This is a genomic window from Clostridium arbusti SL206 (assembly GCF_000246895.1).
GTDB lineage: Bacteria > Bacillota > Clostridia > Clostridiales > Clostridiaceae > Clostridium_I > Clostridium_I arbusti.
This window is the reverse complement of record NZ_BAEV01000064.1, coordinates 1-22,683: the sequence shown is the minus strand read 5'-3', so window position 1 is coordinate 22,683 and position 22,683 is coordinate 1. Positions and strand designations below refer to the sequence as shown.

The window sequence follows — 22,683 nt, the reverse complement described above, 5'->3', positions numbered from 1 at the left end:
CGCCAAGTAAGCCATGCATTTGCAGTTCTAAAATTCAGATGGGGTAAAAGAATCCCCACCTGAATTAAGAACTTGCTTCAATAGATAATATAGGAAGAACATGGCGAGTATCAAGAAGAAGTTAGTTGCGATAATGTTGATAAAAAAATATTAAGTAAAAAAATAAAGAAGAAAAGCTTAGTTAATTCCAATCATTTGTAGATCTAACAGTAATGCATTTTTATAAGAGAGGCGAGTATACTACTTGCCTCTTTACCATTTTAAGAAGAAAATTATTGAGATTAATTAGATGCAAGAAAAATCTTTTCTTATATATTCTCATTGAAATATATAATATAAATAAAGAATTTAATAGTTTTTAGCATATGAGGTCATAGAATATTGAATGTAAAACATAAATATGACATAATATTGTCAAGTTATATGGTCTATAATATCTTTGAGGTGATTATATGCAGATAAATAGACTATTTGAAATTATATATATTTTACTTGATAAAAAGACAGTAACGGCTAAAGAACTAGCAGAATATTTTGAAGTATCAACAAGGACAATTTATAGGGATATTAATACTTTAAGCTTAGCAGGAATACCAATTTATACTAATCAAGGAAAAGGTGGAGGAATAAAGCTTTTAGATAATTTTGTGCTAAATAAATCTATACTTTCTGAAAATGAACAAAATGAAATACTAGCTTCTCTGCAAAGTTTAAATGTGATAAAGTATCCAAATATTGATAATACACTTTCAAAATTAAGCAGTATTTTTAAAAAGGATAATTATAAATGGATTGAAGTGGATTTTTCAAATTGGGGAAGCAGTGAAAATGAAAAGAAAAAGTTCAATACGTTAAAAAAAGCTATTATGGATAATAATGTTATAATGTTTAAATACTACAATTCACATGGGGAAAAAAGTAATAGGAAAGTTGAACCAATGAAACTTATTTTTAAGGCCAAATCATGGTATCTACAGGGTTTTTGTTTATCTAAAAAAGTATTTAGAACCTTTAAAATTACTCGGATATTTAATATTCAAATAACTGAAGAAATTTTTGTAATCAAGTCTTTAGATAAATTACAAGTTCAACCTGAAAAACAAGAAGTAAATAATTTAATCAAGCTTAAATTAAAGTTTTCATCCAATTCAGGTTACAGGCTATATGATGAATTTGATGAAAAAGCTATTGAAAAAAATAAAGATGGTTCTTTTAATGTTACCACATTTTTACCAGAAGATGATTGGACATACGGTTATATTTTGTCTTTTGGCACTAACGTGGAAGTTATAGAACCTGAAAGAATACGAGAGATAATTATAAGAAAGCTAGAAAATATTATAGAGAAATATCGGATGAGTAATAATCCTTCGTAGAATGCTATAAGTTAGTATAAAAATATGAAGAGGCAATAGCTATTAAAAAATACATGAGAAAAGGTTTACAGTTAATGCGCATGTAAACGTATTTCATGTATTTATTTTTGCATTTCATTCACAAAGTGATGATTTTACTGTAAGAGAATATATAATAAAAGCATAGAAAAGATAAAAGTTACAAGATATATAAAAAGAAATAATAAGCCAAATAAATTATAAATATGTTGAAGGAGTGAATGAAATGAGTACTAAAAAAGTCTATGGATTCATGATGCAAGCATTTATTTTCACTATTATAATGTTGGTTTCTAATTTGATAGCGGCAAAACTTCCAATTCCAATGCCGGCTTCTGTTATAGGTATGATAATATTATTTGTTCTTCTATGCACAAAGGTGGTTAAGCTTGAACAAGTAGAAGATCTTGGTATGGCCTTGAATGCCAAGATAGGATTTTTCTTTGTACCTGCTGGAATTTCCGTTATAAATTCTCTTGGATTAATGCAAAAGTATGGAATCCAAATATGTGCAGTAATTTTTGCAGCTACAGTTATTTTATTAGGGGTAACTGGTTTATTCTCAGATATGCTTTTAGGTAAGTCCGAAGTTAAAAACTCTATAAAGAATGAAAACGTTAACACTAATATAGATAAAAAATTACCAGCAATACAATTAAGTCATTATAATACAAAGAGCGAAAAGGAGGTAATTTAAATGTCAGTAACTAGTAATATGACTCCATATTTCGGAATTATAGTTTCTATAGTAGCTTATGGTATAGGTATGATTTTATTTAAAAAGACTAAGGGATTCTTCCTATTTACACCTTTGTTTGTATCCATGGTTTTGGGAATATTATTTTTGAAATTAGCACACTTTTCTTATGCAGATTACAACAATGGTGGAAAGATTATAAATTTCTTTCTAGATCCAGCCACAGTAGCTTTTGCTATACCACTATACAAACAGGCAGATAAATTAAAGAAATACTGGAAACAGATAATGGCTTCTATTGTAGTAGGTTCTGTATTCTCGGTTGTAATCGTTTTTATAATTTCTAAAGGATTGGGATTAAATGCTGCTGTTATGAAATCTATGCTTCCAGAAGCAGCAACAACAGCTATTGCATTGCCACTATCAAAGGGCATAGGGGGAATAGATACTATAACTTCCTTCGCAGTAATCTTAAATGCTGTAATTGTCTATGCAGTTGGTACTACTTTCTTAAAGATATTTAAAGTTAAAAATCCTATTTCAAGGGGCCTTGCATTAGGTACTTCTGGTCATGCACTAGGTGCAGCAAGAAGTATGGAACTAGGTGAAGTAGAAGGTGCTATGGCAAGTATTGCAGTAGTTGTAGTAGGTGTTATAACTGTAGTAGTTGTACCGATTTTTGTTAGAATGCTTGCTATATAAGAATTTCATTTTTATAAAAACAACACTAATAATTATAGGTTATTATAGATATTCATCAAATTACCTATTGAAAAAGCGCTGATAGAAATATTGGTGCTTTTTTCGGTTGTGAAATAATTTTTTAGATGATGATTTTGAAGGAGACTATTCTTCAAGAGAAGAGGCTTATGAAGATTTGAGATTTGTAGGTGAAATACCAGTAAGTTGACATTGCCAATTATCAAGTATACTATGGAATTATACTTTAAATAGTAAATTATTATTAATTATAATTATAAGGTTTAGTGTAAGAAAATTACTAATAAATATTATAATTCTATTTACAAAATCGGACTTGGAGTGATACATTTATGAGCTACATTAAGAAAGGCACAGCTGAATTTCGTAATGTTAATATTGCACTATTTGCAGGGGGATTTGATACCTTTGCTATTTTATATAGTACTCAGCCTATAATGCCGGATTTATCCAAACAATTTCATATTTCGCCAACAGTTGCAAGTCTATCACTTTCAGTGACTACTATTGCTTTGGCATTTAGTATGTTACTTTTTGGTTCATTATCGGAAGTTTGGGGTAGAAAGATAGTTATGTCCTTTTCCCTCATTTCAGCATCTATACTTGTGATATTAACTGCCTTTGTTCCAGGCTTTCATTATCTTTTATTGTTTAGAATTCTTCAGGGATTTGTTTTAGCAGGATTACCAGCTATTGCAATGGCTTATATAGGAGAGGAAATTGATCCTAAAAGTTTAGGCGTAGCTATGGGTTTATATATTAGTGGAAACTCTATAGGGGGAATGAGTGGTCGTATCATAATAGGAACTCTTACTGATTTTTTTGGTTGGAGAGTTGCACTTGGTGGTATAGGAATTTTGAGTGCGGCAGCTAGTATCTTATTTTGGTTTAAGCTTCCGGAGTCAAAACATTTTGTGCCACGTAAGATGGAAGTAAGTAAATTAATAAAATCTATGGGAAATCACCTTAAAAATCCTAGGCTGCTCTGTCTATATTTTATTGGCTTTTTAATTATGGGGAGTTTTGTTTCATTGTACAATTTTATTGGATATCAATTGATTGCGCCACCATATTCACTTAGTCCAACCCTAGTTAGTTTCATATTTATAATCTATATTATAGGGACCTTTAGTTCTACTTGGGCAGGAAGGCTGGCTGATAAATATGGACATTCTAAAGTGCTTTGGATTATAGTCTTAGTAATGATTATAGGAGCAATTATAACTTTAAGGATAAACTTAGTTATAAAGATAATAGGAATTGGCATTTTTACTTTGGTTTTTTTGGAAGTCATTCTATTGCCAGTAGTTTTATTGGAAGATTGGCTACTCACGATAGGGCACAAGCTTCATCACTTTATCTGTTTTTCTATTATGTAGGTTCAAGTATTGGTGGAACAAGTGGGGGAACTTTTTGGTCAGCCTATGGATGGGCTGGAGTAATAGGCATGATTTCATGCTTCTTGATAATAGGAGTTTTGCTTTCGCTGGTGATTAGGTCAATGACTAAAAAAGTTATTGCTGCAGAACACAGCAGTGTACAAAGTAAATAATAAAGAATCTTTTGGATTTAGATGCCTAAATTAGATTTTATAAGTGAATAACTTTTATATATACGTACAAATTCAATAAAAGATATGGGGCTATATCAATGGTAAAATATTTGGTACAACTCCATATTTTTTATTATGGAGTAAGACCTCATTTGATGTGAGCAACTCCTTTATAAATGAAGCTTATTTAGTTAAACATTGTATTACTAATAAGTTTAGAAAAGTTATTAAGAGTTATACTGTAACAATCTAATTTACGTTAATTACTTTCTTTGACTTCCTCTATGAGTTTTTGAATATCACCATCTATTTCAGGAAATTTTAGGTCTAAGCCTTCTAAGGTATTTACTATAGTTTTTAGTACAATATAATTTCTAAACCACCTATTATTTGCAGGTACAACGTGCCAAGGGGCTTTTTCAGTGCTGCAGCTTGATAATACGTCTTCATAGTATTTTTGATATTCATCCCAAAACTTTCTTTCAGCTAGGTCTGCAGCAGAAAATTTCCAATGCTTTTCTGGCGTTTCCAGTCTGCTTTCTAATTTTTGTTTTTGAAAATCTTTTGAAATATTTAAGAAAAATTTTAGTACTAATGTATTATTATTAACTAAGTATTCTTCAAATTTATTTATTTCCTTAAATCTATTAAATGCTGTTTTATCATCGATAATATGGTGTACCCTTGTAACAAGTACATCCTCATAGTAAGATCTGTTAAATACTGTAATATCTCCTTTTTTAGGAGCGACTTTATGTACCCTCCAAAGATAATCATGACCTAATTCTTCAGGTGTTGGTTGTTTAAAACTTTCAACCTTAATGCCATTTAGATTTAGTCCTCCAAGGGTTTTCTTTACAGTACCATCTTTTCCACTGCAATCCATTCCCTGAAGTACTATGAGAAGTGAAAATTTTTTAGAGGCATAAAATAACTCTTGAAGATCTACTAATTTTTTCTGTAAATTAGAATATTCTTCTTTAATATCATCTTTTGATAATTTATTAGTATCTTCTGGGTCAAAATTTTTTAAGTCAATTTGCGATTCCGAGTTAACAATGAATTTTTTCATGATTTTTTAGCACCTTTCTTATATATAGTACACAAGATATAAATCAACTTGTCATAGCTGCATTCATACATGGGATCCATATAATTTATGTAGCATTAGGCATCTTCAAATAAATAACTAGTCAGTATACTAGTCTATTTTGAATTATACTACGTCAATAGAACCCTCTGATAGCACCACTATCATTAGAACCTGTTTCCTTGTATAATTCAAAATATACGTCGCATCTTTGACTTGTTATTTATTTTCACATGCCTTAAGCATTTTTCTTGTATGTTTTAATAATTTGGCTGCACTATGAAATATTTGCTTCGTTGATTATTATATATTAAATGTATAATTTTAACCTGACTAACTTGGCGTAAGTCTCCCACGCACTCTGTGAAAGCGATTCACACAAAATCGAAAAGAAGATTTTGGTTCTCTGCTTGCACTCTGTGAAAGCGACCAAATACAAAATAAATTTTGTTTTGTCTGCTTTTCTTCAAGGGGGAGTTCAACGCCAAGTAAGCCATGCATTTGCAGTTCTAAAATTCAGATGGGGTAAAAGAATCCCAACCTGAATTAAGAACTTGCTTCAATTGTAAATTATATGTAAAGGTAAATATAGTTTACTAATTATATTATAAGACATTTTATTGTTTTTAAAGTGCATTTTATAGTTATTTGTAATTACTTTTCTATTTATTAAAATATTTTGATAAATAGAGTATAGAATGTAAAATTAATGTTAAATAAAGTAATTAATCTTATATTGATGGAAATAAAGTTTGATTTTTATGGTATAAAATGGTATTATTGTGTTGTGGCGAGAAATCATATTTTACATAAAATTAAAGAAGAGTTTATTGAATTCGAGAGAATAGTAGGGTTATAATAAATTATAGAAAGTAAGTAAAATAGATAGTGATCATTGTTATAGTTTGTTTTATTAATTGTAGGATAGTTGTAATCAATAGATATGAAATCGTTTAAATAATAAGAAGAGAGGTTATGTAGTATGAATATAGCATTTTTTTTAACTCCAAAGACCGAGGTAATATGTGAAAATATAACTTCAACCATGAGACAGGTACTAGAGAGAATGGAATATCATAGATATGGTGCTATTCCTATATTAGATGACAAGGGAATGTACGTTGGTACTTTAACAGAGGGTGATTTACTTTGGAAAATGAAGAATACTCCAAATTTGAAATTTAAAGATACTAGCAAAGTGCATATATATGATATACCAAGGCATATAGTTAACAAACCAGTTCATATAAATTCTAATATAGAGGATTTAATTGCAACTTCTGTAAATCAAAATTTTGTACCAGTAGTGGATGACAATAATATATTTATAGGAATAATTAAAAGAAGTGATATAATAACCTATTGTTATGAAAGGCTTTTTAATAATATTAAGAAAGAAGCTTAAGTCTAAAAATATGAGAAGAGATAATAGGTTAAAAAAAGCTACTGATAATCTAGTTTTATCAGTAGTTTTTTATTTTGGCTATCAGCTAATATATTTGTAATTGCTATTTGTTTTTTTTTGAAAATATATAAATAGCAATACATTAAGTACAATATTCTTAAGAAACTTATTTAAACTTAGTAATAATATATATAAGAATACCTAGTTTAGAATATATTTATATAATAGTATAAAAAAGGGGAGATTTAAATGCAACTTATGCATAGAGAAATGGAAAAGCTTATGCTTCATTATGCAGGAAGCTTAGCTAAAAAGAGAATGAGAAGAGGGTTAAAATTAAATTATCAAGAGGCAGTAGCCCTTATAACATCAGAACTTATGGAGGCTTCAAGGGATGGAAGGACTATAGAACAGGTTAGGGAATATGGAAGTAGAATATTATCTAAGCAAGATGTTATGGAAGATGTGCCAAAACAAATACCTGAGATTATTATAGAATTGGATTTCAATGATAAAACAAGGGAAGTTACTATTCATAATCCTATAAGATAAATTAATATGTGGGTAAAAATTCAATTAACAAAAGAAAATATTACTAAAATAGATTTATTAACATAATTGAACTTATAATCTTCAGCTAATGACTAAAGGTTTCAAACATATAAGCATGTTGAATTTGAATAATCATGGAGTTTCTTATATAATATAAGTATAGAATATTCGAAAAATTTATTTTAAGGAGAAATGTACATATGCAGGGGAAGCATAAAAAAAAGTATCAAACTCTCACTAGAATTGTTTTTATAATTCTAGGAGCAGCGTTGTCATCTATTGCGCTAGAAGTATTTCTAATACCAAATAACATAATAGATGGAGGAATAGTTGGTATATCAATTATGTCAAGCTATTTAACAAAGGTTCCTTTGGGAATATTTACATTTGTGTTCAATATTCCATTCTTTATATTAGGATATAAACAAATTGGTAAAACTTTTACTGCTTGTACTCTATTTGCAGTATTATGCCTATCTATAGGAGTATCTATATTTACACCTATCAAAGAAGTAACACATGATGTATTTTTAGCAGCCATTTTTGGTGGTATTATTCAAGGACTTGGAGTTGGTTTAATTATAAGAAACGGTGGCTCACTAGATGGAACTGAAATAGTTGCAATAATACTTGATAAGAGAATAAGTTTTTCAATTGGAGAAATTGTCATGTTCTTCAACTTATTTATATTAGGTGTTTCAGGTTTTATTTTCGGATGGGACAGGGCTATGTATTCACTTGTTGCATATTTTATAGCTTTTAAGGTTATTGACATAGTGGTAGAGGGATTAGATGAATCAAAGGCCGTAACTATTGTTTCATCAGAGTATCAGGAGATATCAGAGGCTATAATGGCAAGGCTTGGAAGAGGCTTAACTCTTCTCGATGGTAAGGGTGCCTACAGAGGGGTTCCAACTAGTGTTTTATATGTTGTTGTGTCACGTCTTGAGGTTGCCAAGCTTAAGTCTATAGTTAATGATTTTGATGATAACGCTTTGATAACTGTAAGTGGTGTTGAGGTTGCAGGAAAGAAGTACAAAAAGAAAGCAATCCACTAAAGATGGGAGTTTTAAAATAAGTCTCAAAAGCAGGTATGTGGTGTGAATTTAGGATATCCCTCATTTCATAAAGAAAAACTAACCTTGGCTTAATTTAAAGTTCTATGACTTTTAAACTCGCTATCGCTCAGACAGTAAAAGTCATTTAACGAACTTCAAAGTCGCCAAGGTAAGTTTTTCTAATTATTTATTCGAGGATATCGCAAGTTCACACCACATACCTATGAGACTTATTTTAAAAGCCGTGGATGGGAGAAAGTAAAAGAGAAAAGAAAGAAGCTTCATGATTTTAAACTGCTGCATTTGTAACAGTGAAAGTCGTGGGGCTTTAAAGTCGTTAATGGAAGATTATTCATTATGAATTGATTTATTCCAGTACATAGTTTATAATTACAATGATAATTTATATCAAATGACATGAGTTATCATTGTAATTATAATATTGTACAGGGGGGATTTTCTAATGAAAATATTAGTTTATGGTGCATGGTTAATGGGTAGTTATTTGGCTTCCGAGCTTTACAATGCAAAACATCAGGTTACTGTTTTGGCCAGTGGCAATCGTCTTAACTTTCTTAAAGACAACGGGATTGTAATTAATCACATCATTCAGAAGAAAAAAACTGTTTCTAAAATTTCCATTACTAATGAATATAAGAAAAATGATGTATATGATGCGGTAATTGTAGCTATGAGAAGAAATCATATACATAGTATATTACTAAAATCCTATATAAACAGATTTACGTTGGAAGTTTCAGCCTCTCCCAGATAGTAACCTACACCCCCTATTTTAATTCCATCAATAAGTTCTTCTTTCTTTAAACCCATAATGTCCATGGACATTTGGCAGGCAACTATTTCAACGCCGCTATCCATGGCAGCTTTTATCAAGTCTTCAAGAGAGGATACATTACTATTTTTCATAACCATTCGTATCATTTTTGCTCCCATGCCAAACATGTTCATATTTGATAACTTTAATTTCTTACTGCCTCTTGGCATAATCATGCCAAACATTTTACCTATAAAACCTTTTTTAACTGGTACTTTCTCATTTTTCCTTAAGATGTTAAGTCCCCAGAAGGTAAAGAACATAGTAACTTTTTTACCCATAGTAGCCGCTCCATTAGCAATTATAAAGGAGGCTATGGCCTTGTCTAGGTCTCCACTGAATACTACCATAGTCTTATTATCATTATTGGAAGGAGAAGCAGATATATTAGGGGACTCTGATTTATTTGTTTTGCAAGTCTTTTTAATTAAAGCTGTAATATTTGCCTTATCTTTGTTTAAGTTTACAAGCTTATTATTAGTGGTTAAGCACCAAGATTTTATATCTTCATAAAAGCCTGGATCAGAAGCAGTAACCTTTAGTGTTTCTCCATTATTTAAGCTATCTATACATTTTTTTACTTCCATTAAAGGACCAGGACAACATAAGCCGCAAGCATCCAAGGTTTTATTATATTGAGTTTTCCCATAAGTTGCAGCTACTTCTTTCATTGATTCAAAATTTAAATCCTGGGGAGCAATATCAGGTTTCTTTGGTTTGAAATTAAGAAGGGATGCAGTTTTATATCCTCCAGTTAAATTCTTAACCTTGAAGCCATTTTGTTTCAGTAATCTCTCAGCTACATAGCCTCTAAGACCTACCTGACAATATACTATGATTTCTTTGCTTTTATCTAGTTCACTTAATCTTTCTCTTAAATTATCTACAGGAATGTTTAGAGATCCTTTCATGTGACCGTTATCAAATTCCAACTCAGAACGTACATCAACCAAGATAGAATTTGACATATCATAATCCAGTAGTTCAGTTGGAGTTATAACATCACTTTTACCTGTAAGTACATTCTCCGCGGTAAAGCCTGCCATATTAACAGGATCCTTTGTAGATGAAAATGGTGGTGCATAGCTTAATTCCAGCTCTGTTAAATCATATATTGTACCATTAAGTCTCATAGTTGAAGCAATAACATCTATTCTCTTATCTACACCTTCATATCCTATGGACTGAGCACCAAGTATGGCTCCCTTTTCATTAAAAATAAGTTTTATTGAAACAGGGGATGCACCAGGGTAATAAGATGCATGTGAAACTGGATGAACATAAATAACTTTATAAGGTATATCTAATCTTTTTAAAGTTCTTTCATTGTTTCCAGTACTTGCAGCAGTTAAGTCAAATATTTTAATAATAGCAGTACCTTGAGTTCCATTAAAGCTCCTATTTAGTCCAGATATATTATCTGCTGCAATTCTTCCTTGCTTATTTGCAGGACCGGCAAGTGGTATGGCTGTATTTTGTTTATTTACAAAATCCTTTATTTCTACAGCATCACCTACGGCATATATATTATCTATATTTGTCTTCATATTGTCATCAACTAATATGTGACCTCTTTTTCCTAGATTAATTCCGCTTTCTTTTAGGAAATTTGTATCAGGAACAACACCGATAGCTAAAATTACCAGGTCTGTAGTGAGTTTTGTATTGCTTGTTAGTAAAATTTGTATGTTGTCTCCAGTATCTTTAAAGCTTTTAACCCCGTCTTCTAATATTAAAGTGACTCCATTACTTTCAAGTTCCTTTTCAGCCATAACCGCCATATCAGTATCAAAGGGAGCTAATACATGAGGAGCTGCCTCAACTAAAGTTACATTTATTCCTCTTTCTGTTAAGTTCTCAGCCATTTCAACTCCAATAAAACCTCCACCAATAACTAGAGCAGTCCTTATATTGTTATTATCTATAAATGACTTTATTTTATCTGTATCTGGAATATTTCTAAGGGTCATAATCTTTTTACTATTTATACCTTCTATATTTGGTTTCATTGGTTTTGCACCAGGAGAAAGTACTATATAATCATAGCTTTCTTCATAAATTCCCTTATCCTTACTTTTTACCTTTACAAATTTTTTATCTGTATCAACACTAATTATCTCACTGTTAGTTTTTACATCTATATTAAATCTTTTAACCATGTTTTCAGGACTTTGAACTATAAGTTTTTTCCTTTCCTTAATTGTTTCACCTATATAATAAGGTAGACCACAGTTAGCAAAGGAGATATACGCACCTTTTTCAAACATTATTATCTTTGCATTTTCGTCCAGTCTTCTAAGTCTTGCAGCAGCTGATGCACCGCCAGCAACACCACCTACAATTAAAATTTTCTTTTCCATAATATAAGCACCTCCAGAATTTTTTATTTTGTTTTTTAGTGGATTTTATTAGTCAAATAGTGTATTTACTAAATTAATTATCTTTTCATCACAAACATTATAATTGATCTCTAATCCATTTCTTGTTCCCTCTATAATCCCTGCAGTCTTAAGCTTTTGTAGATGTTGAGAGACTGTAGACTGAGGAATTCCAAGACAGTCCTGCATATGACTTACGTTGCAGCCTCCATTTTCTATTAGTCCTTTTACTATGCAAAGTCTTATAGGATGAGCTAAAACTTTTAGCAGCTCTGCTGTTTCATTGAAATCATAAGAATTTTTATTCATTGTATCACGCATCCTTTAAACTATATTATAATATCTATATATTCAAATAATACGATATAGTTACGATATAGTCAAGAAATATTTTTTAAGATGATGAGAGTTATAACAAAAAGTTAATTATGAATATGTTATGTACATTTACTGCTTAGTAGTTGTGCTAATACTAATATATCAAAGTTCTTAAATTACTATAAAAGTATTAGCAGCAGACTTATTAAAGAAAGAGTTTCTCTAGTATTAAAAAAGCAACTATGGAAAGAATATTTTTTGAGTAGAAGCTATTGTCTTGTAACAACTTGTGGAATTCTAATAGAAGTAGTGAGAAATAAAATAAAAATTGCTGCAAATATATTAAAAAAATATATTTACTTGTAAAATTATATATTAACATACTGTAAGTAATAAATCGTTAAAGATACCATATAGCTAATGAATTTGCTAATATTATGCTTGTATTTTTAATAGTATTTATATATAATACAATAGAAATATTAAATTGTTAAAATTACATAAAAGGGGTGTCTTAAAGTGAAAAAAATTGTAGCTTTATTAATTGGTTTAATGATAAGTGTTACAGTATTTGCTGGTTGTGGTAAAAGTACAACATCTTCTGATAACGGTGGAAGTACATTAAGTAAGATAAAAAGTGCAGGAACAATTGTAATAGGAGTAGATGATACTTATCCTCCAATGGAATTTAGAGATAAGAGTGGTAAGTTAGTGGGCTTTGATGTGGATGTAGCAGATGAAGTTGCTAAAAAAATGGGTGTTAAAACTAAATATGTTCCAACTTCTTGGGATGGTATATTCCTAGCACTTAATTCAAAGAAATTTGATATGATACAATCAAGTGTAAGTATAACTGATGAAAGAAAGAAAAATATGATTTTCTCAGAACCATATATATATGGAGGAAGTTCTATATTCGTAAGAACAGATAATACAACAATTAAAACTGGTGATGACTTAAAAGGTAAAATTATAGGTTGTCAGGTGGGTACTACTTCTCAAGATGTTTTAAGTAAAATGACAGGTATGAAAGAAGTTAAAAAGTACAATGCTATGACAGATGCATTTATGGATCTTGCTAATGGAAGAGTTGAGGCTGTTGTTTCAGATCCAGAAGTCGGAGATTACTATATTTCAAGTCAAAAGGATAAGATTAAAAGATTAAGTGCAGCGTTAAACGAAGAACCAATAGGTACGGCTTTCAGAACAAGTGATAAGGATTTAAGGGATGCTTACCAAAAAGCATTTGATGAACTTAAAAAAGATGGAACACTATCAAAAATTTCTGAAAAATGGTTTGGAAATGATATATATAAGGATAAAAAGTAGTTATTTTTAGGTGTGATGATGTTATTAAAATTGAGAATTCAAATATATAGTATCTAGTCATTAGGTAAATCTAATTTAGTGGGAAATAAAATTCTGCTGAGTTAGATTTATTTACTATTATTAGAGCAGTAATACTAGTATAATTGTTTTATTGATTATTTTAATGTTATTTATGGGATCCTATATACATAATATTTAGTATTTATATTGTATTAATTTTTTACATAGGATGGAAGGAGATTCGATAATGAATTTAGACACTTTAAAAAACATAATGCCTGACTTACTGTCAGGAGGTCTTATGACAATTAAATTGACATTTTTGTCTCTTGTTATAGGAAGTTGTATAGGTGTAATTGTAGCCATGATAAAGCTTTCAGCCAATAAGCCTGTGGCTGCTATTGGAAATTTCTATACATGGATATTTAGAGGTACGCCTCTTTTACTGCAATTATTTGTTTTTTACTATGGTTTCCCAGCAATAGGTATAAGTCTAACCTCTATGCAGGCAGCAGTAATTGGACTTAGTCTTAACTCAGGAGCATACATGGGTGAAATTATAAGAAGTGGAATAATGGCAATAGACAGGGGGCAGTTTGAAGCTTCAAAGGCTCTTGGATTCACTTATTTTCAAACAATGAAGAGAATTATACTTCCTCAAGCTTTTAGAGTAGTTATTCCACCTGTAGGAAATGAGTTTATAGCATTAATTAAAGATACATCTTTGGTTTCAGTTATAGCTATGGAAGAACTTATGAGAAAGGCAAGCCTTTTAGTATCATCTTCAGGTAATGCTGTAGAACCATATTTTGTAGCAGCTGTTCTATATCTTATAATGACTACTGTATTTACTTCAATCTTTTCAGTTGTTGAAAAGAAACTATCTATATACTAAGAGGTGTTATTTATGAATATGATTGAAATAAAAGGACTTTCTAAGAGTTTTGGTAAGCTTAAGGTATTTGAAAACCTTGATATGAATATAAAAAAAGGAGAAGTACTTGTAATAATAGGTGCCTCTGGTTCTGGAAAAAGTACTTTTTTAAGATGTCTTAACCATCTAGAAGTACCTGAAAATGGTACAGTTTCTATAGAAGGTGAAGCTTTAAATGTAAAAGATAAAAAGAAAATGAGAAAAGTAATTGAAAAAATGGGTATGGTTTTTCAAGGCTTTAATCTATTTCCACATATGACTGTGCTGCAAAACGTTATAGAAGCTCCAATTACAGTTAAAGGAGAAAATAGAACCGTAGTTCTGGAAAGAGCAAAAAAACTTATTGAGAAAGTTGGATTAAGCGATAAGCTTTCCGTTTATCCTTCAAAGCTTTCTGGTGGTCAAAAGCAAAGAGTTGCCATTGCCAGAGCACTCTGTATGCAGCCTGATATAATGTTATTTGATGAACCAACTTCAGCACTAGATCCTGAACTTGTAGGAGAAGTCCTAAATGTTATGAAGGATCTTGCAAAAGAAGGCATGACTATGATTGTAGTAACTCATGAAATGGGATTTGCCAGAGAAGTTGCAGATAGAGTTGTATTTATGGATGGAGGTAAGATCTTAGAGGAAGGAACTCCAGAACAAGTATTTAAGAACCCTAAGGAAGCTAGAACAAAAGCTTTCCTTGAAAAGATTTTGTAAGGTTTAAAATAATGCTTTCTCACATACATAGGTTTTAAAATAAGTCTCATAGGTATGTGGTGTGGACTTGCGATATCTTCTAATGAATAATTAGAAAAACTTACCTTGGCGACTTTGAAGTTCGTTAAGTGACTTTTACTGTTTGAGCGATAGCGAGTTTAAAAGTCATAGAACTTTAAATTAAGCCAAGGTTAGTTTTTCTTTATGAAATGAGGGATATCCTAAATTTACATCACATACCTGCTTTTGAGACTTATTTTAAAACTACCAATTTAAAGGCCTTTGAATTGGTAGCCTTTGGACTTTAGTGTTTGTATAATTTGAGGCAACGCCTGTGGGGTAGTTGTTTTATAAGGAGCATCATGCATTAATATTATAAGATTGTCTTGATTTTGAAAGGTCTGATTAAATCTTAGGATTAATCTATCTACAGAAGCCTTGGACACCTCAGCATCTCCAGTTAAACAATTCCAATCAAAATAACGATAACCATCATTTATAGCTATTTGTTTAAAAGAGCTTCTATTAAAAGAACCGCCAGGAAATCTTAGGAGACTTCTGTCATAATCACCAATTATAGAAGTCATCACTTTATCAGACTTTTTTAAATCATTAATAAAATTACTTGTAGACGAATATATATAATTATAATCATGAGAATAAGTATGATTGCCTATAGAATGTCCTTCTGCTTTTTCACGTCTTAATATATCAGGATTTTTTTCAGCAGAAGCTCCAATTACAAAAAAAGTAGCTTGCACACCTTGGCTTTTTAATAGATCCAACACTTGAGGGGTAACAGTAGGGCTTGGACCATCATCGAAAGTTAAGTAAGCAACTTTATTTCCAGCAGGTGTAGGTGTATCATTTTCACCATTGTTTGATGGCGGCTGCGAAGACTGTTTAGAAGGTTTTGCAGCTACATTTTCCTTACTTTCATTTGTGTTTTTGGCATCAGTAGAGTTAGCATTTGTTCTTTCAGTATTATCTGCTTTATTTGTGGCTTGATCATTATTTTTATTTTGAATCTTTGAATTATTAGCTTGTTGTTTTTTATTTTCGTCAGTTGTAATTGCAGCGGAGTGTATTTTAGGCTTAATATTAGCTTCTGAATCAGCCTTTGGTTTTTGAGTATATATAATTCCAACTGCGACAAATAATATACAGACCACAAATATACAAACTGCCATAATAAATTTATTGGGCTTGTTATTGTGTCTCCTTAGTCTATTTTTCCTCATAATATTCCCCCCTTACAGTACATTATTATACAGTATACACAAGGATTCAACAATGAAAAAACTCTATAATAATATAAGTAAATTATACCTAAATATTGTTAATATTAAGTATCTAAAAGGTAATAATATATAAAAGTAGAAATTTCCATATATTATTAAAAATTTCGTGTATATAAATATAAAATAATAAGTATTGAAACTTTATGTAATTGTTAATTCTATAGATTTTAAATTATGTTTCAACAATAAATTTAATTTTATCCTTAAATATATAATGAAGATTTGTAAAATCATAAATAGTTTTAAGATTTTAATAAACAAATAGTTATATTGTAATATTTATATTGACATATAGATATCAGGGGGATATAATTAACATTAATAGTGATAATCAGTGTCAATTAGGACTGAGATTTATCTGAGGATTAGCAAATGCAGTATTTTGGATAAAGTAGGAAATGAAAATTATGTTTTGTATATGGAATGAGTTCCAAAAGAGTAAGTGACCATATTAAAAGCACAGCTTCCATTGTCTATTTAATCTGGATATAACAGTGGCATGTCCATAGGTAAGAATTTCTAAAATTTATAGGAAGTAAGAAGTATCTATAAATCTAAAAATTCTTTTTATATAATCTCAGCTATATTTTTGCCTATGCATTGATAATGATAATCAATATTAAAAATATATTTAAGGGGTGATTTTATGTCAGCACAAGTAGGGTTAGATGAGGTTGAAGTTAATTCTAGAGTTAAAGTAATACAAGTAGATCCTCAAAGCAGAATAAGAAGAAGAATAATGGACATGGGTATTGTTAGAGGTACAGAAATTACGGTATCAGGAAAAGCACCTATGGGAGATCCTATAGAGTTATTAGTAAGAGGATATAATTTAAGCCTTAGAAAAAGTGAAGCAAAGGACATTACAGTAGAAGTTGTGTAAATACCTTAAGAATAAACATAAAATTTATCAAGTACTATAATATTTTAGGGGGTGAGCAATCATGGCTTTGAGTATGTCTTTAAATGCCCTTGGAATGGGCGAAAGTGGAGCTGTAGATAATATAGTAGGTGGAGAAATACTTTGTAAAAAACTTATGGAAATGGGATTTAATAAAGGTGCTGTGATACAAGTAGTAAAGAATGATTCAGGGGCTCTAATTGTTAAAGTTGGAGGCACAAAGCTTGTAGTAGCAAGAGGTATGGCACAGAAAGTTATGATGAGAGAAATGTAAATGAAACAATAAAAGTCAATAAAATAAAAGGTGATGGAGGCTGAAAATGAGCAAAGAGTTGGTAATAGCTTTAGCAGGTAATCCTAACTGTGGTAAGACTAGTTTATTCAATGAGTTAACAGGGTCAAAGCAGCATGTAGGTAACTGGGCTGGAGTTACAGTTGAGAAAAAGGAAGGAAAGCTTAAATTTCAAGGAAGAACTATAAAGGTAGTAGATCTTCCCGGTACTTACAGTTTAGGCGCTTATTCGGAAGACGAAGTAGTAGCACGTGACTTTATTTTAAAAGAAAATCCTGATGTAGTAATAAATGTAGTAGATGCCACTAATATAGACAGAAACTTATATCTAACTATGCAGCTTTTAGAGACTGGCGCCAAGGTTGTTTTAGCACTTAACATGATGGATGCAACAGAAAGTAAGGGTATAAAGATAAATATACCTAAATTAGAAACCGTAATTGGAATATCTGCTATTCCTACAGTAGCCACAAAGGGTAAGGGTATAAAAGAGTTAATAGCTGAAGCTGTAAAGGTAGGAGACTCAACTAATAAAAAAGAGTATAAAATTGATTATGGTTCAGAAGTGGAAGGAGGCATAAAGCAAATAGAAAAGGCTATGGAGGAATGCGGTGTAACTTTAGAATATCCTTCAGATTGGACTGCAATAAAACTCCTAGAAAATGATGAATATATTAAAAACTATATAGAAGCTAAAGAAAATGGCAAAAAGATAGATGCTGAAATACAAAAGAGTGTAGAAGAGATAACAGCTTCAGTAGGTTATGATGTGGACGCTTACATAATAGATAAAAGATATGAGAATATAGATAAAATAGTAAAACAAAGTATACAAAAAGCACAAATTCAAAATATAGAAACTGCTTCTGATAAAATAGATAAAGTAATTACTAATAGATGGCTTGGAATTCCAATATTCGCAATAATAATGTTTCTTATGTATCAAATTTCAATAACTTTTGGTAATGGTTTCTTAGGTGGTTTCGTAGATGAAGGCTTTGGTGCTTTAGGTACTTTAGTAGGAGATGGATTAACTAACATAGGTGCACCAGATTTATTAAATTCATTTATAGTAGATGGTCTGATAGGTGGAATAGGTTCAGTACTAGTATTCTTACCCTTAATATTTACAATGTATTTCCTTATAGCTATTCTTGAAGATAGTGGGTACATGGCAAGGGCTGCATATGTAATGGATAAACTTATGAGTAGTCTAGGTCTTCATGGTAAAACTGCAGTATCTCTTGTAATAGGAAGTGGATGTAATGTTGCAGGAATCATGTCTACAAGAACCTTAGAGAGCAGAAAAGATAGAATGATAGCTATCTTAATTAATCCATTTGTTTCATGTCCAGCAAGACTAACTGTTTATGGCGTATTTGTTGCTGCTTTCTTTGCCAATACAAAATTAGGAATTATCAATGCTGGCGGATTTATAATATTTTTACTTTATGTTTTAGGAATTGTAGTAGCAGTGTTAGCAGGTAAATTTTTCAGTGATAAAGTGTTTAAGGGTGAAAATTCATATTTTGTAATGGAGTTACCACCTTATCGTATACCTACACCTAAAGGTGTCTTAATCCACATGTGGGAAAAATCATCTGTATTCCTTAAAAAAATGGGTACTGTTATTTTAGGAGTAGTAATTATTGTTTGGATACTTTCTAATCTACCAGCAGGTGTAGAACCAGGAACTAAAGATAGTGTACTTGGAATGATAGGAAGTGTTATTGCACCAATATTTAAACCAGCAGGTTTTGGTGATTGGCAGTCAGGTGTAGCACTTATAACAGGTTTTGCAGCTAAAGAAGCGGTTGTAGGTACTTTGGGAACAGTTTACGGAGTTGGAGGTGAAGGTGTCCATCTTATAAATGCAATACACAATACTTTTACACCTCTTTCAGCATTGTCCTTCATGATAATGACTCTTCTATATGTACCTTGTGTTGCTACTATAGGAGCAGTAAAGAAAGAAACAAATTCAACTAAATGGGCTGTTGCAGTAGTAATATATACTTGTATAATTGGTTGGGTATTTGCCACTGTATTCTATCAAGTAGGATATCTTCTAGGATTTAGATAGAATAGGTTTTTCACAGAAAATAGATTTTAGTTTTATGTTTACATTGAGAATGATTATAGTTTATTATTGAGAATGAATACTTTTATTAATTGATATGTATTAATGATTAAATGAATGTAAACATAATTCTTAGATTCAGTGGGATGGATGAATAGTAGTTAATCTCACTGAAACTTAGAATTTGTTAAATATGTCAGTGTTATGTCTAGCTTCTACACTTGATATTACAGTGAACTAGTTATGATAAAAAGGGTGTTGATAATTATGCATACCATAGAGGATGTTGATTATATTAGAATAAGATTAAGAAATGGTGGGTATAAGCTTACAAAGCAGAGGTTTCAAATTATAGATGCTATTAATAAAAACAGAAAGCATATGAGTATTGATGAAATATACAGTAAGGTAAAGCGTAGAAATATAGGGCTCAGTACTGTTTATAGAAATGTGATTATTCTTGAAAAAGTAGGGATATTGAAAAGTATAAATATGTGTAGTATTAACTATTACGAAATAGAGAGTACTGCCAAGCATAAAGTACATGTGCATGCTCAATGTATAAAATGTAATAAATTAATTGATATAGACGAAGGCAAAATGATAGTAGATTGGGAATCAGTTGTAAATAATACAGAGAAAAATTACAGCATAACAGTGGATAGTGTAAGTATTATGTTATCCAGTGTATGCAGTAAATGCAATATAGAAAAAAATTCTGATAAAGTAATTTAAAGTCTGAGCAAGACTGGATTAATTAAGTGAGCTTAAAATGATAATTTAAATATACAAGAGACTCAATCGTATGACTTAAAGAAATATAGGAGTTAGTATAAGAAGAAAATTAAAGATTAGGCATATGAAAATAAATAACAAGTCAAAGATACGACGTATATTTTGAATCTTACAAGGAAACAGGTTCCGATGATAGTGGTGCTATCAAAGGATTCTGTTAACGTAGTATGATTTAAAATAGACTAGTATACTGACTAGTTATTTATTTGAAGATGCCTTATAGAAGGAGTGTTGTGTAATGTTAATGAAAGTTTTAAAAAAGCTATCTGAAGGTGGAAGATTTTCGTCAAGTAGAGCTATTGCAGGAGATCTTGGTATGGATCAAGGAATGGTAGAACAAATGTTAATGCAACTTCAGCAACTTGGTTTTATAGAGAAGGATAAAATGGATACTTCGTCAACTTGCACTTGCTCTAAATGTGAAACTACTAAAAAGTCCAGCTGTTGCTCTAGTAATGTAGAAATAGGGCTTTGGACAATAACAGAAAAAGGTGTAAAGGCTATAAGAAATTAATTTGCTTAAAATGTGATTTATTTGCACTGAGAATAGTTTGTATATGTAAATAACATCATTTTATTTTAAATATAACTACAGAATAAGAGGTTACTCCCTAATATATTTTATTAGGGGGTAACCTCTTATTATCTGAGATAATATATCAACTAATCTTGCTTATTAAATATGCGAAGTATACCTTGAATAATACAAGAAAATAGACTCTGATGATAATTATATTGATTGTAGTATGATACCAAATAGGTTAGTATACTGACTAGTTATTTCTTCACAATACCTAATGTAAAAATAACATTTGAAAATTTTATCTGTGTGTAACACTTAGAAGTGAGAGTTCATATTTTATATAAGATAGTAAATTAGTTAAGGCTAAAAAAATTAGCATAGACTAAATTTTAATATATATAAAGGAATGGTGCTTAAAATGGATAAGAGAGAAGATTTTCAAGGGGAGGCTTTAGAAATAAATGAACTGGGACTTTTTAAAACAGACAAGAAAGAAAAAACTAAAAAGCCTGGTAAATTAAAAGAATTAATGAAATTTCTTGGGCCAGCATTTGTGGTAAGTGTGGCTTATGTGGATCCTGGGAATTTTGCTACAAATATAAGTGGTGGTTCCTATTTTGGCTATGCCCTCATATGGGTAATATTATGGAGTAATATTATTGCAATTTTTCTTCAGACAATGTCTGCGAAACTTGGAATCGCTACGGGTTGTAATCTTCCAGAGATGTGCGCAAAAGTTTTTCCTAGAAAGCTGAATTGGTGTTTCTGGATTATTTCAGAATTAGGTGCTATGGCTACAGACTTAGCGGAGTTTCTTGGTGCTACTTTAGGACTTTACTTGCTTTTTAGAATACCTATGATTTATGCAGGACTTCTCACAGGAGTAATAACATATCTTATTTGTTACATGGAGAAATATGGTCAAAAGGTAATTGAGATTATAATATCGGTTTTAGTAGGAATAATATCTGCCGCATACATTTTAGAATTAGTTATTGTAAGACCGGATTGGACTCAAGTGGGAATACATGCTATTGTACCAATGTTACCTAATGGAGATGCATTGCTAATAGCTGTTGGTATGCTTGGAGCCACTGTAATGCCCCATGTAATATACTTACATTCTCATTTGGTTTTAGAGAGAAGAAAAGGTACATCTGATGCAGAAAAATTAAAACATTTTAAGATGGAAAAGATTGATTTAAACATAGCTATGAATATCGCCTTTATTATAAATGCAGCCATGGTAATAGTATCTGCAACTGTGTTCTTTAAAAATGGGGTAAGAGTTGATACCATAGAACAAGCACATCAGTCCATGCAGCCTATAGCAGGATACTTATCCAGTGGAGCTTTTGGTATAGCATTACTTGCAGCAGGCCTATCTTCTTCAGCAGTGGGAACTATGGCTGGGCAGACAATTATGAAGGGCTTTGTCAATATCAGTATACCTATAAATGTAAGAAGACTTATAACTATGGCTCCCGCTCTTATTATAATAGCTCTAGGAATAAATCCTATGAGAGCACTTGTTCTCAGTCAGGTGGCTTTGAGTTTTATACTTCCATTTCCAATGATTCAGATGATATATATTGCAAATAGTAAGGATTTAATGGGGACTTTAGTAAATAAAAAATCAACTAAAATTGTAGGCGCTGTGATAGTAAGCATGGTAGTGATACTAAATGCGGTATTAATTTATATGAGCCTTACTGGGGCGGCTTAGTAAATATAATTTATTTTGTATTTATATGTTCATATGGAATAATAGAGTTTAATTTGTAGATAAAAGAAAAGATGCTAATTGAAGCAAGTTCTTAATTC

21 protein-coding genes and 1 pseudogene are annotated in these 22,683 nt (G+C 30.8%); 18 read left to right on the top strand and 4 right to left on the bottom strand.

All coding sequences use genetic code 11. From position 1 onward, the window contains the following. Positions 1-452 precede the first annotated feature (452 nt). The 4 genes and pseudogenes from RH99_RS11985 to RH99_RS11970 all read left to right on the top strand — a co-directional run bounded on the left by RH99_RS11985 (position 453) and on the right by RH99_RS11970 (position 4,363). Entirely contained in the window at positions 453-1,376 is a 924-nt protein-coding gene (locus RH99_RS11985; RefSeq protein WP_010238362.1) for a helix-turn-helix transcriptional regulator, read from the top strand. 244 nt (positions 1,377-1,620) lie between these two features. Continuing rightward, complete coding sequence (lrgA, locus tag RH99_RS11980) at positions 1,621-2,091, top strand: antiholin-like murein hydrolase modulator LrgA (protein ID WP_010238360.1); 471 nt, start codon at positions 1,621-1,623, stop codon at positions 2,089-2,091. Then, positions 2,092-2,793 (top strand): antiholin-like protein LrgB, encoded by a 702-nt coding sequence (gene lrgB / locus RH99_RS11975; RefSeq protein WP_243441490.1) that lies wholly within the window; start codon positions 2,092-2,094, stop codon positions 2,791-2,793. A gap of 350 nt (positions 2,794-3,143) precedes the next feature. Continuing rightward, positions 3,144-4,363: pseudogene (locus RH99_RS11970) on the top strand (MFS transporter). A gap of 259 nt (positions 4,364-4,622) precedes the next feature. Here the strand turns inward: RH99_RS11970 and RH99_RS11965 are convergent. Beyond that, positions 4,623-5,435 carry a PPK2 family polyphosphate kinase gene (locus RH99_RS11965; protein WP_010238355.1) on the bottom strand — a complete coding sequence of 271 codons (813 nt, stop codon included), beginning with the start codon at positions 5,433-5,435 and terminating at the stop codon, positions 4,623-4,625. Between the two features lie 1,000 nt (positions 5,436-6,435). Between RH99_RS11965 and RH99_RS11960 the strand changes: the two genes are divergently transcribed. From RH99_RS11960 to RH99_RS11945, 4 genes are all read left to right on the top strand, one after another. Beyond that, positions 6,436-6,858, top strand: a complete 423-nt coding sequence (locus tag RH99_RS11960) for a CBS domain-containing protein (RefSeq protein WP_010238353.1) — start codon at positions 6,436-6,438, stop codon at positions 6,856-6,858. Between the two features lie 249 nt (positions 6,859-7,107). Beyond that, complete coding sequence (gene ureA, locus RH99_RS11955; protein WP_010238350.1) at positions 7,108-7,410, top strand: urease subunit gamma; 303 nt, start codon at positions 7,108-7,110, stop codon at positions 7,408-7,410. Between the two features lie 200 nt (positions 7,411-7,610). Continuing rightward, positions 7,611-8,468, top strand: coding sequence for a YitT family protein (locus RH99_RS11950; RefSeq protein WP_010238347.1), 858 nt, complete (start codon positions 7,611-7,613; stop codon positions 8,466-8,468). Between the two features lie 463 nt (positions 8,469-8,931). Further along, on the top strand, positions 8,932-9,243 hold the full coding sequence (locus RH99_RS11945; protein WP_010238345.1) for a ketopantoate reductase family protein: 312 nt from the start codon (positions 8,932-8,934) through the stop codon (positions 9,241-9,243). On the opposite strand, the gene RH99_RS11940 is transcribed toward RH99_RS11945, so the two are convergent. Together RH99_RS11940 and RH99_RS11935 are read right to left on the bottom strand one after the other, a co-directional pair. Beyond that, the gene (locus RH99_RS11940) at positions 9,198-11,663 is read right to left on the bottom strand and encodes a CoA-disulfide reductase (protein WP_010238343.1); all 2,466 of its coding nucleotides are present in this window, start codon (positions 11,661-11,663) and stop codon (positions 9,198-9,200) included. The two genes, RH99_RS11945 and RH99_RS11940, sit on opposite strands and share 46 nt — an antisense overlap. Positions 11,664-11,711: 48 nt before the next feature. Continuing rightward, on the bottom strand, positions 11,712-11,990 hold the full coding sequence (locus RH99_RS11935) for an ArsR/SmtB family transcription factor (protein ID WP_010238341.1): 279 nt from the start codon (positions 11,988-11,990) through the stop codon (positions 11,712-11,714). A 123-nt stretch (positions 11,991-12,113) separates the two neighbouring features. Here RH99_RS11935 and RH99_RS18645 point away from each other — a divergent pair, with 123 nt between their 5' ends. From RH99_RS18645 to RH99_RS11920, 4 genes are all read left to right on the top strand, one after another. Further along, the gene (locus tag RH99_RS18645; protein ID WP_081504396.1) at positions 12,114-12,365 is read left to right on the top strand and encodes a transposase; all 252 of its coding nucleotides are present in this window, start codon (positions 12,114-12,116) and stop codon (positions 12,363-12,365) included. A 153-nt stretch (positions 12,366-12,518) separates the two neighbouring features. Further along, complete coding sequence (locus tag RH99_RS11930; protein ID WP_010238339.1) at positions 12,519-13,328, top strand: ABC transporter substrate-binding protein; 810 nt, start codon at positions 12,519-12,521, stop codon at positions 13,326-13,328. Between the two features lie 247 nt (positions 13,329-13,575). Further along, on the top strand, positions 13,576-14,223 hold the full coding sequence (locus RH99_RS11925; protein WP_010238337.1) for an amino acid ABC transporter permease: 648 nt from the start codon (positions 13,576-13,578) through the stop codon (positions 14,221-14,223). 12 nt (positions 14,224-14,235) lie between these two features. Next, entirely contained in the window at positions 14,236-14,967 is a 732-nt protein-coding gene (locus RH99_RS11920; RefSeq protein ID WP_026038487.1) for an amino acid ABC transporter ATP-binding protein, read from the top strand. 272 nt (positions 14,968-15,239) lie between these two features. Here RH99_RS11920 and RH99_RS11915 read toward each other — a convergent pair whose 3' ends face one another. Continuing rightward, positions 15,240-16,208, bottom strand: a complete 969-nt coding sequence (locus RH99_RS11915) for a polysaccharide deacetylase family protein (RefSeq protein WP_010238333.1) — start codon at positions 16,206-16,208, stop codon at positions 15,240-15,242. Between the two features lie 706 nt (positions 16,209-16,914). On the opposite strand from RH99_RS11915, the gene RH99_RS11910 reads away from it, so the two are divergent. The 6 genes from RH99_RS11910 to RH99_RS11885 all read left to right on the top strand — a co-directional run bounded on the left by RH99_RS11910 (position 16,915) and on the right by RH99_RS11885 (position 22,585). Continuing rightward, positions 16,915-17,151 carry a FeoA family protein gene (locus RH99_RS11910; protein WP_010238331.1) on the top strand — a complete coding sequence of 79 codons (237 nt, stop codon included), beginning with the start codon at positions 16,915-16,917 and terminating at the stop codon, positions 17,149-17,151. Positions 17,152-17,212: 61 nt separating this feature from the next. Continuing rightward, positions 17,213-17,443: a FeoA family protein gene (locus RH99_RS11905; RefSeq protein WP_010238330.1), complete on the top strand. Its 231-nt coding sequence runs from the start codon at positions 17,213-17,215 to the stop codon at positions 17,441-17,443. Positions 17,444-17,489: 46 nt separating this feature from the next. After that, positions 17,490-19,544 (top strand): ferrous iron transport protein B, encoded by a 2,055-nt coding sequence (gene feoB / locus RH99_RS11900; RefSeq protein WP_010238328.1) that lies wholly within the window; start codon positions 17,490-17,492, stop codon positions 19,542-19,544. A gap of 264 nt (positions 19,545-19,808) precedes the next feature. Beyond that, the gene (locus tag RH99_RS11895) at positions 19,809-20,276 is read left to right on the top strand and encodes a Fur family transcriptional regulator (protein ID WP_010238325.1); all 468 of its coding nucleotides are present in this window, start codon (positions 19,809-19,811) and stop codon (positions 20,274-20,276) included. 298 nt (positions 20,277-20,574) lie between these two features. Beyond that, positions 20,575-20,850 (top strand): FeoC-like transcriptional regulator, encoded by a 276-nt coding sequence (locus RH99_RS11890; protein ID WP_010238323.1) that lies wholly within the window; start codon positions 20,575-20,577, stop codon positions 20,848-20,850. Positions 20,851-21,277: 427 nt separating this feature from the next. Continuing rightward, a complete protein-coding gene (locus tag RH99_RS11885; RefSeq protein ID WP_010238320.1) occupies positions 21,278-22,585 on the top strand; it encodes an Nramp family divalent metal transporter in 1,308 nt (435 codons plus the stop codon). Positions 22,586-22,683 lie beyond the last annotated feature (98 nt).